This is a genomic window from Pseudomonas sp. GM102, from assembly GCF_000282555.1.
Lineage (GTDB): Bacteria > Pseudomonadota > Gammaproteobacteria > Pseudomonadales > Pseudomonadaceae > Aquipseudomonas.
In genome coordinates this window covers 59,293-73,551 of record NZ_AKJB01000148.1, presented here as the reverse complement: position 1 = coordinate 73,551, position 14,259 = coordinate 59,293, and the positions used below count along the sequence as shown (strand labels likewise).

Annotated in this window: 6 protein-coding genes and 1 pseudogene (1 of these 7 only partly in view); 4 read left to right on the top strand and 3 right to left on the bottom strand. The window is 61.0% G+C overall.

Annotated elements, in window-relative coordinates; genetic code table 11:
* Positions 1 to 4 precede the first annotated feature (4 nt).
* The 4 genes and pseudogenes from PMI18_RS31685 to PMI18_RS00850 form a co-directional block, all read left to right on the top strand.
* Positions 5 to 121, top strand: a pseudogene (locus PMI18_RS31685) (metal ABC transporter ATP-binding protein); the annotation flags it as partial.
* Between the two features lie 34 nt (positions 122 to 155).
* Entirely contained in the window at positions 156 to 1,043 is an 888-nt protein-coding gene (gene pvdO / locus PMI18_RS00840) for a dihydropyoverdine dehydrogenase (protein ID WP_007907657.1), read from the top strand.
* Positions 1,044 to 1,123: 80 nt separating this feature from the next.
* Complete coding sequence (locus PMI18_RS00845; protein WP_007907656.1) at positions 1,124 to 2,782, top strand: cyclic peptide export ABC transporter; 1,659 nt, start codon at positions 1,124 to 1,126, stop codon at positions 2,780 to 2,782.
* A 38-nt stretch (positions 2,783 to 2,820) separates the two neighbouring features.
* Positions 2,821 to 6,966, top strand: a complete 4,146-nt coding sequence (locus PMI18_RS00850; protein ID WP_007907655.1) for an amino acid adenylation domain-containing protein — start codon at positions 2,821 to 2,823, stop codon at positions 6,964 to 6,966.
* A 256-nt stretch (positions 6,967 to 7,222) separates the two neighbouring features.
* On the opposite strand, the gene PMI18_RS00855 is transcribed toward PMI18_RS00850, so the two are convergent.
* The 3 genes from PMI18_RS00855 to PMI18_RS00865 all read right to left on the bottom strand — a co-directional run.
* Positions 7,223 to 9,706, bottom strand: coding sequence for a TonB-dependent siderophore receptor (locus PMI18_RS00855; RefSeq protein WP_007907654.1), 2,484 nt, complete (start codon positions 9,704 to 9,706; stop codon positions 7,223 to 7,225).
* Positions 9,707 to 10,049: 343 nt separating this feature from the next.
* Entirely contained in the window at positions 10,050 to 13,277 is a 3,228-nt protein-coding gene (locus PMI18_RS00860) for a non-ribosomal peptide synthetase (protein ID WP_007907653.1), read from the bottom strand.
* A protein-coding gene (locus PMI18_RS00865) for a non-ribosomal peptide synthase/polyketide synthase (RefSeq protein WP_007907652.1) crosses the window boundary here: on the bottom strand, positions 13,274 to 14,259 show its final stretch. The gene runs 12,541 nt beyond the window's last position; the window shows 986 of its 13,527 coding nt (coding positions 12,542–13,527); its start codon lies off the right edge, out of view; it ends in the stop codon at positions 13,274 to 13,276. The genes PMI18_RS00860 and PMI18_RS00865 overlap by 4 nt, the downstream gene beginning before the upstream one ends.

Here is a 14,259-nt window from a genome sequence, read left to right as displayed (position 1 = left end):
CCCCATGATGAATAGCGCAATCCATGTGGGAGCGAGCCTGCTCGCGAAGGCGTCCAGTCAGTCAACATCATCGTTAAATGACACACCGCATTCGCGAGCAGGCTCGCTCCCACAGGTTTCGCACCTTTCCTTTTAACTTTTTATCGAGAGCAATGATGAACAGTGAGCTGCGTAGTTTTTCCTTGAAGACGCTCCCCACACTGGCCTTCGCCGCCGTGGTTGCAAGCCTGATACCGGGCATCGCTCAGGCCGCCGCACCCGCCCCGCCCGGGAAAGTCTTCAAGGACTGCAAGGACTGCCCGGAAATGGTGGCGCTGCCCACCGGGACCTTCACCATGGGCACTCCGGACAATGAGGTGGGCCGCGAGCCCGACGAAGGCCCGTTGCACCCGGTGACCTTCGCCAAACCTCTGGCCATCAGCCGCTTTCAGGTGTTGGCCGGCGAGTGGGACGCGTACCTGCGCGACAGCGGTTACGTCATGCCCGACGGCGACACCCGGCCGGGCCGCGAGTGCAAGGCCGGCGTGCCGCGCTATGAACGCACCGCGAGGCATCCGGCGGTGTGCATGGACTTCCCCGAGGTCAATGCCTACGTGGCCTGGCTCTCGAAGAAGACCGGCAAACACTATCGACTGGTCAGCGAATCACTGCGTGAGTACGCCGCTCGCGCGGGCAGCAGCGGCCCGTTCCCCTTCCCGTTCGATGAAGGCAAGGAATACAGCATCGCCAAACACGCCAACACCTACGGCGCCGCCGATGGTTACAACTTCACCTCACCGGCGGGCAGTTTCCCGGCCAACGCCTTTGGCGTGTACGACATGCACGGCAACGTCTATGAGTGGACCGCCGATTGCTACAACGAGAACTACTCCGGTGCACCGAGCGATGGCAGCGCGTGGTCGACCGGCGACTGCAAGGCCCGGCGCATTCGTGGCAATGACTGGGGTGAAGCACCGGTGTTCTCGCGTTCGGGCAACCGTAATGCCACCTACCCCGATACCCGTGGCGACTGGATCGGTTTTCGCGTCGCGCGGGACCTGTGATGCGCGCCCAGGAACAGCTCAACTCTTGAACCTCAACCCTTGAACTTCTGCCCTTAACGGCACTTGAAGCGGAAACCCCCATGACCTCGAATTCCCGCGGAGCCATCAGTGAAGTCCTCAGCCTGCTCAAGCCTTTCCGGGTCGTCGTGGTGCTGTCGATCATGCTTGGCATGCTGGGTGGACTCAGCATTACCGCCCTGCTTGCGACCATCAACAACGCCCTGAACGGCGAAGGCAGCCCACCCGCCAGTGTGCTGGTGACGTTTGTCGGCCTGTGTGTGCTAGCCCTGGTGGCGTCGACTCTGTCGGATATCGGCACCAATCATGTCGGGCAGCGCATCATTGCCGGGCTGCGTAAATCCCTGGGTGAGAAAGTCCTGTTGGCACCGATCGAACAGATCGAGCGGTATCGCAGCCATCGGCTCATTCCGGTCCTGACCCACGATGTCGACACCGTCAGCAGCTTCGCCTTCTCCTTTGCGCCGCTGGCCATTGCCTTCACCGTGACCCTTGGTTGCCTGAGCTACCTGGCTTATCTGTCGCTGCCGATGTTTGCCCTGTTGCTGGTGGCGCTGGTGATCGGCACCGTGGTGCAATATGTGGCCCGGGCCAAGGGCATCAAGGGCTTCGAAGCGGCTCGCGAGGCTGAAGACGAACTGCAAAAACACTACAGCGCGATTGCGGCCGGCGCCAAGGAGCTGCGCATTCATCGCCCACGCCGCCAGCGCATGTTCAGCCAGCGCATCGAAGGCACCGCCGACTACATCTGCAATACCCACATCCGTTCGATCAACACGTTCGTGGTGGCCAAGACCTTCGGTTCGATGCTGTTTTTCGTGGTCATCGGCCTGGCACTGGCGCTGCAATCGTTCTGGCTGGGCACCGATAAAGCGGTCCTCAGCGGTTTCGTGCTGGTGTTGCTGTACATGAAAGGCCCGCTGGAATACCTGGTCATCACCCTGCCGGTGGTCAGCCGCGCCAACATCGCCTTCAAGCGTATTGCCGACCTTGCCGAACAGTTTTCCTCGCCCGAGCCGCACTTGCTGCTCAGTGACAAGAACACCCCCAAAACGGTCGTCGAACACCTCGAATTGCGAGACGTGCATTACGCGTTCCCTCCGGTGGACGGCAGCAAACCCTTCACCCTCGGGCCGGTCAACCTCTCCATCGCCCAGGGCGAAATCGTCTTCATCGTCGGCGAGAACGGCGGCGGCAAGACCACGCTGATCAAGTTGCTGCTGGGCCTCTACGCACCACAGGGCGGTGAAATCATCCTCAACGGCGCGCCGGTGCTGGCCAACAATCGCGACGATTATCGCCAGTTGTTCACCACGATTTTTGCCGACTACTACTTGTTCGACGAACTGGTGCAGGGCGACCAGCAGGTTCCCGAAGACGCCAACCGTTACCTGGAACGCCTGGAAATCGCCCACAAAGTCAGCATCCGCGATGGCGCGTTCAGCACCACTGATCTGTCCACCGGTCAGCGCAAGCGCCTGGCGCTGTTGAACGCCTGGCTGGAGGAACGCCCGGTGCTGGTGTTCGACGAGTGGGCGGCCGATCAGGACCCGGTCTTCCGGCGAATTTTCTACACCGAACTGCTGCCGGAACTGAAGTACCTGGGCAAGACCATCATCGTCATTTCCCACGACGATCGTTACTTCGATGTCGCCGACCAACTGGTGCGCATGGAAGCGGGTCAGGTGATCAGTGAAAAAGCTCCGGCCGCCACGGCCTGAGCCCTGCCCGACGCATTGCCGCCTTTTGCGAGAACCCCATGAACGAACTTCTTGATGATGATCTGCTGGCGCTTTTACTGGCCGATGCCGCAGACGATGTACAGGCCTTGTCGCCCCGCAGCCGCCTGGATCGAGCCCCGCTGTCGTTTGCCCAGCAACGACTGTGGCTGGAGCAACAATTGGCTCCGACCAGCTCGGCCTATAACCTGCCACGCGCCTTGCGGCTGACCGGCGAACTGGATACCCGGGCGCTGGAAGTGGCGCTTGACCGGGTCATAGATCGACACGACATTTTGCGCAGCGCGTTCAAGGAAATCGACGGCGTACCTATCCAGGTCGTTGAGCGTCACGCCCGTCTGCCCCTGCACAAGCAAGACCTCTCGGCGCTCGACAGCCAGGCCCGCGCCGATGAGTTGGCGCAGCGTATCCAGAACCAGGCACTGCGCCCGTTCGACCTGAGCCGAGCGCCGCTGATCCGCGCCACGCTGCTCAAGCTCGACACCCGGGAGCATGTGTTGCTGCTGAACATGCACCACATCGTCTCCGATGCCTGGTCCAATGCGATTCTCATGCAAGACCTGTCCCGCGCCTACGGCCAGGCCCGCCTCGGCGACACCGCGCAACTGCCGCCACTGGCGATGCAATACGCCGACCATGCCACTTGGCAACGCGGTGCATACCTCGACAGTGCCGCTTGCGCGCGCAGCGGCGATTACTGGCGCCAGTACCTGGGCAGCGAATTGCCCGTGCTCGAACTGCCCCAGGATTTTGCCCGCGCAACTGGCCAACAGCATCTCGCCGGGCGCCGGTCATTGAGTATTCCCACCTCACTGTCCCAGGCACTCAACGCCTTCTGCCAGCGCCAGGGGCTGACGCCGTTTGTGCTGGCCTTGGGCGCCTGGCAATTGCTGCTCGCCCGCTACAGCAACCAACACGACTTCACCGTCGGCGTGCCCAACGCCAACCGCAACCGTGGCGAAACCCAAGAACTAGTGGGGTTTTTCGTCGGCACTCAGGTGTACCGGGCGCGGATCGATTCGACCCGCACCGTCGTGGATTTTTTGCACGATCTTCGAGGGCAATCCTTGGCGGCACTTGAGCATGCCGATTACCCGCTGGAGCTGATGTTCGATCAACTGCAACGACCGGGCGGCCAGACGGCCAATCCATTGTTCCAGGTGTTATTCAACTGGCGCACCGGCACCGCCGAACCACCCGCGATGGACTGGGGCGGGCTGGCGCTGGAGTTTCTCGGTTCAGGGGAAAACCAGGCCAAATTCGATCTCTCACTGGATATCGATTACTCGCACCAAGGCCTTGTCGCCACCTTCGAGTACAGCCGCGACCTCTACAGCCCGGCGACGATTGAACGCATGGCCGGGCATTGGCAGAACCTGTTACAGAGCCTCATCGAAGCCCCTGATCGCGCCCTCGGCGAACTGCAACTGCTGACCCCGGACGAGCGTCAACACACCCTGGCCGACTGGAATCGTCAACCCACCCGCCTCCCTCGCGAACACTGCCTGCATCACTTGATCGAAGCCCACGCCAGCAAGGCCGGTGAGGCCATCGCCCTGAGCTTTGGCGAGCAGCACATGAGTTACGCCGAGCTCAATCGCCAGGCCAATCGATTGGCCCATCGGCTGATCAGCGAGGGCGTCGGCCCGGATGTGCCGGTGGGCATCGCCGTCGAGCGTACGCCAGACATGATCATCGGCGTGTTGGCGATCCTCAAGGCCGGGGGCGCCTACGTGCCGCTGGACCCGGCCTACCCGGCCGAACGCCTGGCCTACATGATCGAGGACAGCGCCATCGCACTGGTGCTGACGCAGACGCATCTGCGCGAACAATTGCCGCTGCCGGCCGAGGTTCACTGCTTGTTACTCGACCAGCCGCCGTCCAGCCACCCGCAGGATGAGCACAATCCCGAAGTGGTGGTACACCCGGATAACCTGGCGTATGTGATTTACACCTCGGGCTCTACCGGCAAGCCCAAAGGCGCACTGCTGCCGCACCACAACGTGATGCGGCTGTTTCAGGCGACGGCGAACTGGTTCAACTTCAACCAGGACGACGTCTGGAGCCTGTTTCACTCGTATGCGTTCGACTTCTCCGTGTGGGAAATTTTCGGCGCCCTGTTGCATGGCGGCCGATTGGTGATCGTGCCGCACGCGGTCAGCCGTTCGCCACAGGAGGTCTACGCGCTGCTTTGCCAGGAAAAAGTCAGCGTGCTCAACCAGACGCCGTCGGCGTTCAAACAGCTGATGCAGGTCGCCTGCGAACCCGGGCAGTCGCTGACGCAACACCTGCGTTATGTGATTTTTGGCGGTGAAGCAATTGATGTGCAAAGCCTGCGTCCATGGTTCGAACGCTTCGGCGATTGCGCGCCGCAGTTGATCAACATGTACGGCATCACCGAAACCACCGTGCACGTGACCTACCGACCGTTGTCACTGAACGATCTGGACTCGGACGCGGCCAGCCCCCTCGGCGAGCCGATTGTCGACCTGTCGTGGTACCTGCTCGACCCTCATCTGAACCCGGTGCCCAAAGGTTGCATCGGAGAGTTGTATGTCGGCCGCGCCGGCCTGGCGCGTGGGTATCTGAAACGCACCGACCTGACCGCCACCCGTTTCATTCCCGATCCGTTCGACCCGCTACCCGGCGGGCGCCTGTATCGCACCGGCGATCTGGCGCGCTACGGCGTCGATGGCGACATCGAGTACGTCGGACGCATCGATCATCAGGTAAAAATTCGTGGTTTCCGCATCGAGCTAGGGGAAATCCAGGCACGCCTGCAGAGCCTGCCAGCTGTGCAGGACTGCGTGGTCCTGACCTACGAAGGCCCGAGCGGTCTGCAACTGGTCGGTTATGTGATCGCCAGCGAGCCGGCCAGCGCCGCGCTGCGCGAACAACTGCTGAGCGATCTCAAGGCGCAGTTGCCGGACTACATGGTGCCCAGCCATCTGCTGTTTATCGATCACTTCCCGCTCAACGCCAACGGCAAGCTCGACCGCAAAGCCCTGCCCGAGCCGGATATCAGCCTGTGGCAGCAAGCCTACGTTGCGCCCGGCAACCCGCTGGAAGAGGCACTCGCCCAGCTCTGGCAGCAATCGCTGGGCATCGAGCGCGTGGGTGTGACCGACAACTTCTTTGAATTGGGTGGGCATTCGATTCTGGCCATTCAGTTCATTTCCACGCTCAAGACACGCCTGAACATCGAGCTGCGCCTGCAAGAGTTACTGGCCCATCCGAGCATCGGCGAGCTGGCGGCGTTTATTTCGCGCAAGCATCGGGAGCAGGCTCAGTGCGTGGTCGAGTTGAATGCAGCCCCGGCCAGCGCACCCACCCTGTTCTGCCTGCACCCCAGCGGCGGCATCGTGTTCTGTTACCAGCCGCTGGCGAAGAAACTCAAGGCCCATGCCTCGGTCCGTGGCGTCATGCATCGCGGTTTCAGCGATGGCAGCCAAAGCTGGGACGAGATGGTGGCCGATTACAGCCACGAAATCGTCAAGGCACAACCTCAAGGCCCCTACCACTTGATGGGCTGGTCGCTGGGGGGCGCGATTGCGCTGGATATCGCCGCCACACTGGAAGGCCTGGGTCATCAGGTGGCCTTTCTCGGCCTGGTGGACAGCACCATCCCGGACCACCTGTATCCCGAGGATTTGCCCCGATATCGACGTTTGCCCAGTGCTGAACAGAGCCGCGAGGCCTCGGAAGAAATCCTCGATGCCATTCACTATTTCGATCTGTTGTTCCCGACCCTGACAGACCGTACGGCGGCGTATTTGAAAGATTCGCCACACAGCTCGGTCAAGCAGTTCTATGAGTGGGCAGCAAGCCTGGTCGAACCGGGCCAAGGCGACTTGTTGTCGATCGTGCAAAGCGTGAAGAACGAAGTCATGAATGCCCAGGCGTTCTCGGTGCATGACCGTTTGCTGGAGGCCTTCAAGGTCTATACCTTCAAACCTGTGCAGGTCCGGCCCAGTTGCTGGTGGGCCGTGCCGGAAAAGACCGCGCAAGAACTGGCGTTCTGCGAGGCATTGATCCGGCGTTACAGCCCCTCGGGCGAGTTGAAATGTTCGGTCCATTCACCGTTATTGCACCGCAGCATGATCTTTGATGACGCACTGATCGACTCACTGATCGAAGCCTTCCTGGCCAGCACTGCACAGCGCTGATCTCCCCCGCGCCATCGCAACCCGCCGGCAGGCTCCGGCGGGTTGCCTTTAATGCCAGTCAGTCAAGGCACAAAACCTGTGGGAGCGGGCTTGCTCGCGAAAGCGGTATGTCAGGCGACATCAATGTTGACTGTGCTGCCGTCTTCGCGAGCAAGCCCGCTCCCACAGAGGGTTGTGTGTCCGCATACCAAATCGCAGACAAATAAAAAGCCCGGCCCGCAAAATGCGGGCCGGGCTCAGGGTTTGTTGCTTGCAATCAGAACTGCGGGGTGTACTTCACGCTGAACATCAGGTTGCGCGGATCACCAAAGTTGTTGTTGCCATTGAGCTGGTTGTAAGCGGACGTTATGTACGTCTTGTCGAACAGGTTGTTGGCGTTGACCGCCAAACCGATCTCCGGTGTCAGCTGGTAGGCGACACGGGCATTCCACACGGTGTAACCCGGGATTTCATAGGTACCCTCGTAACCCAGTGTGTGGTTTTGGGTGGTGAAGCCCAGACCGGTGCTGACACGGTTCCAGTCGCCGGTGAACTGGTAGTTGCCCCACACGCGCAGCATGTGTTTCGGCGTCCAGGTACTAAAGACGCTGCCTTCGTTGGTCAGGTCTTCCAGGTATTTTGTGGTGTTGTAGGTGTAGCCCGCGAACAGCTGCAGGTTGTCCGTCACTTCACCACTGATTTCCGCGTCGACACCCTGGCTACGAACTTTCCCCGCGGCTACCGAGCAGTACCAGCCATCACACTCCATACCACCGGCGATGTCGTTGACGGCACGGTTTTCCTGGTCGTAACGGAAGATGGCCAGGGAGGTATTGACCCGACCGTCCATCAGCTCACCCTTGAGGCCGATTTCGTAGTTGGTGCCGATGATGGGTTTGAGCACCTTACCGCCGGTATCGCGGTTGGTTTGCGGCTGGAACACGTCAGTGTAGCTGGCGTACACCGCCCATTCACGGCTCAGGTCATAGACGATACCGGCGTAGGGCGTGACCTCTCCGGTTTCATTTCCGGTGCTTGGAGCGTTGGTTGTAATACTGGCTGCGGTTTCGGTTTTCGACTTGTAGCTGAAGTCGTACCAGCTGACACGGGAACCCAGCACCAGCGTCAGATCGTCAACCGGCTTGACGCGCCAGGTGCCGTACAGGCCTTTCTGGCGAATATCGTACTTGCTGAGGGTGCCCCGCCCGCCCGAGGCGAGCAGACTGTTATAGCTGATGTCCGGACGGTCATTGTCAATGTCAAAGATGGTGTCGCTGCTGTTGTTGAAGGTACGGGCGAAGCGATCATCCGTTTCCAGCTGAGAGAAGTTGCCGCCCAGCATGACTTCCTGCTGCATCGACAAGGCTTCGAACTTGCCGCTCAGGTTCATGTCGATACCGCCCTTCGTGGACTGGAAATCGGTCACGAAGTCGCCATATTGCACACTACTGCCATCAGCCGCGAGACCGTTACCGGGAGTTTGTACTCGCTGGTTTTTCGACTGATTGTCTTCGGTCATGTACACGGCGCCGACCTTGAAGGCCCAGTTGTCGTTGAAGCGGTGCTCGAGATCGGTGTAGAGGGTAGTGACATCGATTTCGGAACGGTTCCAGCGCGCGCCGGTGTAGGTCGAACGCGAAACGTCCGGCATCGACCCGTCGGCGTAGCGTGGCAGGCCGCGGATGTTGCCGCGCGATTCGCCGTTGGATTGGCTGACCGCGAAGCCCAGGGTGGTGTCTTCGCGCAGGTCGATATCCAGGGCGCCGTACAGCGAGTGGGTCTTGCTCCACGCGTGGTCGATGAACGAGTTGCTCTGGTCTTCGTCGACGACGATGCGGCCGCGGATGTTGCCGGCCTGGTTCAGCGGGCCGCCGGCGTCCACTTGCAGACCGTAGTGATCCCAGGAGCCGGCCTTGCCGGTCAGGGTAACGGTCGGTGTGCTCTGGCCACGCTTGCGCACCAGGTTGATGGCACCACCGGGGCTGCCGGTGCCTTGCAGCAGGCCGGAGGCGCCGCGCATGATTTCCAGGCGGTCATAGAAGATCAGGTCCTGGGTCGCCCAGTTGCCCAGCGAATAGGTGTTACGCGAGATCGGCACACCGTCGTACTGCCAGTCGTCGATCTGGAAACCACGCGACGATAGAATCATGCCTTCGCCGACACCCTGCAGGCCGACCACGCCGGTGGTCTGGTTGACGGCGTCCTTGAGATCGACCAGGTTCTGGTCATCCATCTGCTTACGCGTCATCACGGTGATCGACTGCGGAATTTCCTTGAGGGTGTGGGTGCCCTTACCGATGGTCACGGCATTGGATGTGTAGGAATTGGAACCTTCAGTGGTGGCGCCCAACTGCAACTGCTGGCCGTTGATGGTGGTAGCACCCAGTTCCAGACCTTGGGTCGAACTGCCACGTACCAGCATCAACGTGTTGCCTTCAAAGCTGTAGCGCACGCCGGTGCCCTTGAGCAGTTCGGCAATGGCCGCTTCGGCGCTCAGTTTGCCGCTGACGCGGTTGCTGCGCAGGTCGGCCATGTCGGCGGCGTTGTAGATCACCTGTCGGTTGGCTTGCTCGCCAAACGCTTGCAACGCCTGGGGCAAGGGCTGCGCGGCAATGTTGACGGCGATCTCTTCGGCGCAGACCTGCGCGCTGAACGGCATCAGACAGGCCATGCCCAGGCCGGCCAGCGAATGACGCGAGCGAAGCGTACGGGAAACGATCAAAGCCTTGAACAGAGGTTTCAACTCATGAATTGCTGACATCGTGCTCTCTATTATTCGTTAGAAGTGGATAAGACCGATGGGCCACCAAGTGCCCGACGCTGCCCAAACACGTAAACCGCTCTGTCGGCTACCTCTGGGCAGCACGTCAGCTGGCGGTCGACCCGGCCCCTCCCCGGGCACAGGTCATCTCTCTGGACAACGGAAAAATCGTGTTCTGCCCTACAAACCCGAACCCTGGGGCTACCCTGCCCGACCCGAATTGTCTGCATACCTTAGTAAGACGTAGCACCGCGCAGAAACCGGAATGAGTTTATTTATCATTAACGACACATTTAAAAAAAAAGCCGACGCGTTGGGCGTCGGCCTTTTATTTGTGGGGTTCTCAGCTGTTCTGTGCAGCCTTGGCGTTGTGCAGTAGCCGGGCTTTTTCCGTCAACAAGGCTTTTTCTTCCGGGCTCATGCTGTCCAGGCGCAGCCGCGTCCGGGCCAGTTTCTCCAGTTGACCGGGGCTGCTTTCCCGCGATCTCAATGCCAATGCCAGGCCAGCCACGGTCGGATGATCAAACACCACACCGGGATGGATTTCGCACTGCAACAACTTGCGAATACCGGCCACCAGTTTGATCACCAATAACGAATGGCCACCGGCGGCGAAGAAATCCCGATCGATGCCCAGGCGCTCAACGCCCAGCAGCTGCGCCATGCGTGCCGCGAGCAATTGCTCAAGGGCATCCCGTGGCGCCTGACCGTCATCGTCAGCCAGGCTTGCGCTGAGTTGCTGTAACGCCTTGCGGTCGATCTTGCCATTGGCCAGGCGTGGAAAACGCTCGATGAATTGCATGTGCTGCGGCAGCATCACCGCGGGCAGACGCTGGGCCAGTTCACTGCGAACAGCCTCAAGAAAGGCCGGCGACGGTGGCTGCTGAGGCACGACGAAGGCCTGCATCTCCTGCTCAGCCGTCGCCCCTGGCAACACCAGTGCTTCAGCGACCTGAGGCAGGCTCAGCAATTGGGCCTCGATCTCCGCCAGCTCGATACGGAACCCACGCACCTTGATTTGCTGGTCGCGCCGACCGTGCAACTGAATCACCAGATCTGGACGATAGCGCGCCAGATCTCCGGTGCGATACAGACGCTCCTGAGGATTGAAGGGGCTCTGAATGAACACCTGCGCATCGGCCTCGGCATTGATGTAACCACGGCATAATTGCGCGCCGCCCAGGTACAGTTCGCCCAACATCCCGACCGGAGTCAGTTGCAGATGGTCGTCAAGGACATACACCTGATTGTTACCCAGCACCTGACTGAGGGCGCCAGTCTCTTGAGTTCCACCGTCCAGCACCAGCGGATGGACCAGCACACCCACCGTCGCTTCCGTCGGGCCGTAGTGGTTGAACACCCGGCAATCGCTGCGTAACCGAGCGATACGCTCGAGCAGCGCCGGGGCGATCGGTTCGCCGCCGAGAATCAGCGTGGATGGCAGTTGCGGGCTGTCGCTGTCGAGCAGCGCGGCAAGGTGCGACGGAACGATCTTCAGGCAATCGATAGCCTGCTGTTTCAGGTAGTCGGCGAACAACCGGCCGTCCTGCATCTGTTCGTCACTGGCCACATGCAGCGTCGCACCGTTGCACAAGGCGCCAAACAACGCGGTGTTACCCAGGTCCGCCGCCACGGTAGAGGTGAAGCCAACGTGTTTGCACTGATCAAGCTCCAGGGCCTGACTGGCATGAGCGGTGTAATTGAGCAATTGTTGATGTTCGATCACCACACCTTTGGGTACACCGGTGGAGCCTGAAGTGAACAGCACATAGGCCGCATCGCTGCCCTGTGTATCGAACTCGATGACCGATGCCGACAGGTCCGCCGACTGGTGCAGTTGATTCAGCGTGCAGATGCTCAACGGATGACCGTGCCACTGATCAATTTGCGCGGCATCCACCAGCAACAAATCGGCCCCGGCCTGCTCCAGCATCAACACCTGACGCGCCATCGGCCATTGCGGGTCCAGCGGCAGATACGCCGCGCCGACACGCCAGGCCGCCAGCATCGCCACCACCAGATCGGCCGAGCGCGGCAACGCCAACGCGACGGTCGAACCTCGGGCCAGGCCCTGGGCTTTCAAAGCCTTGGCCAACACCTCGACATTGACCTGCAACTGCCCGTAGCTCAGCTGTTGCTGCGCGTCGGTCAGCGCGACGGTGTCCGGTGTGGCATGTGCCCAATCGGCAATGCGCCGTGGCAGGTAGCGGCCATCCACCAGCGGCCGGGGTGGCGGGTTGATTGCCAGCAAACGCTGTTGCTCGGCGGCCCCCAGCAAGGCCAGTTGACCCGGCTCGGCCTGAGGATTGGCCACGATGCTCGCCAGCAATACGCTGAACTGCGTCATCAGCCCTTCGATAGCCATCAGCGAATAACGCTGCGTGGCGTAATGAAGATGCAGGCGGCCCGATTCGCCCGGTTCGAGTTGTAGCATCAGTTCAAATTGAGTTTCCCGAGCAACGGGACGCTGGACGGGTGTCCACTGCAGTGTGCTTGAAGTCTGGGGCTGCGGTGCACGCCAGACTGCGAAACCATAGGCCGGTCTGGCCGCTGCGGGTGCGAGTTCCGGTGACCAGTATTCCTGCCAGGTGCGGTGCTCATCCAGGCGCGCCGCCAGTTCACCGACCCAGGCACTGAACGAAGTTGCCGCCATCGACAAATGCAGCGGCAGGGTTTTCTCGAAAACACCCACCGCATCGGCGAAATACTCGTAGTCGTCGCGACTGTCGTGCCGCACCCCGACCAGTATCTGTTCGTTCCCGCCCAGACGCCCCAACAGCAGCCACCAGGCGGCTTGCATCACGACACTCAGCGGTTGCGCCAGCGAGCCAGCCAACTGCTGCAGCGCGTTGTGCAGCGAGGGCTCAAGTGTGGTGGTCAACAGCGCTGTCGCGGACGATGTCTTGGCGGTTGCGGCCCGGTAGCCCAGCCATGGGGTGGCCAGGTCAACATCCGCGCCGTGCAGGTGCTGCTGCCAGTAAGTCCGGGCACTGGTTGCATCCTCGTCGAGCACCACTTCGCTGCGCCATTCCAGGTACTGGGTGAATTCCCCGGTCTCTTCATCGGCCTCGGCCAGCCCCTGTTCATACGCCAGCAGCAGTTGCTGATAAATCAGCCGCAAGCCGCTTTCATCGACGCAGTGCCGGGCAACGCCCAGCACCAGGGTCCAGTGATTGTCCGCCTGGCGATAGAGCATCGCCTGAGCGTTCTCCGACTCACCGACAACAAACGAACGTGCCGCCCATTCGGCGACTTGAGCCTGGATTTCGGCCGCCGTTTCCAGGCGTGTCTGCACCGTCAACGGGAAGCGCCCGGCGCCCCCGGCGAACTGGCGCAGACCATGGAAACCCGGCGCCTTGGCCAGGCGCGGCACCAGCATGGGTTGCTGCGCCAACAGCGCATCCAGCGCCGCTTGCAGACGCTGCGGGTCAAGCGCACCGGTAATTTTTACGTCCAACAAGTGCAGCGCATCACTGCAGGCCGGGGCCTTGGGCAGCTGCTCAAGCAGCCCTTGCTGCTCGGGAGTCAAGGCGTAACCCAGGTCCTGCGCGTCCATCGATACTTCGTTCATGCTCCGGTTTCCTCGGTGTTCATGGCGCCTTGGGCGGTCTGTGCGCTTTCAAGGGCACTGCGGTCGAACATGTCACCCATGGCGACGACGATCTTGCGCGGGCCTTCGAACGGATCACGGGCGTGGGCCACAAGCATGTTGTCCAGTAGGATCGCATCGCCTTTTTGCCAGTCGAAACGCACCGCGCATTCCTCGTACAACTCACCGATGCGCTGCATCACCTCGTCTTCGATCGGCGAGCCATCGCCGTAATAAACATGACGCGGCATCCGCTCCAGGCCGAACATCGACAGCAGGTCTTCACGCACATCCGGCTCCAGCCAATAGATGTGGTGCAACTGCACCTGATTGAAGAACGACTTCTCGCCGGTAATCGGGTGACGAATGATCGCCGGCCCCGGAGTACGGGTTTGCAACTCATCATTATCGAGCCAACGCCATTCGATACCACCGGCACGGCAACGGGCCTCGACCTCGGCGCGATCTTCAGTCTTGAAGAAGTGCTGCCAGGACACGTCGAGCTTGTCGGTGAACGTGCGTACGTAGAGCAAGCCCTTGTTTTCGAACTTTTCACGCAGGTCCGCCGGCAGTTTTTCGTACATCAACCGGCAATCGACCACCGGTGTCGCACCGCCCACGGGCGCCGCCTGCTCGCAATAGAACATCTGCTTGCGCGGCCAGCGGTCCTGATGAGAACTCTCGTTGTGGAACAGGATCATCTTGCGTTCCGGGTACGGCGTGGAGCGGTAGGTGTTCTTGCCGCCCTCCTTCTTCGGCAGGTCGCCATACTGGCCATAGAGCCCCGGCTGGATCGCTTCGGCAAAGGCTTCAAAGCCCTGGATGCCATCCAGTTCGAAGCCGCGGAACAGAATGCCGGCGTGCTCGGCCAGTTTCTGTTCGATCAATGGCCGGTTGTGATTGATCCACTCGATCACGTCCAGGTGCGGCTCGTTCGGCTCCAGCAGCAACGGAAACCGCTGCG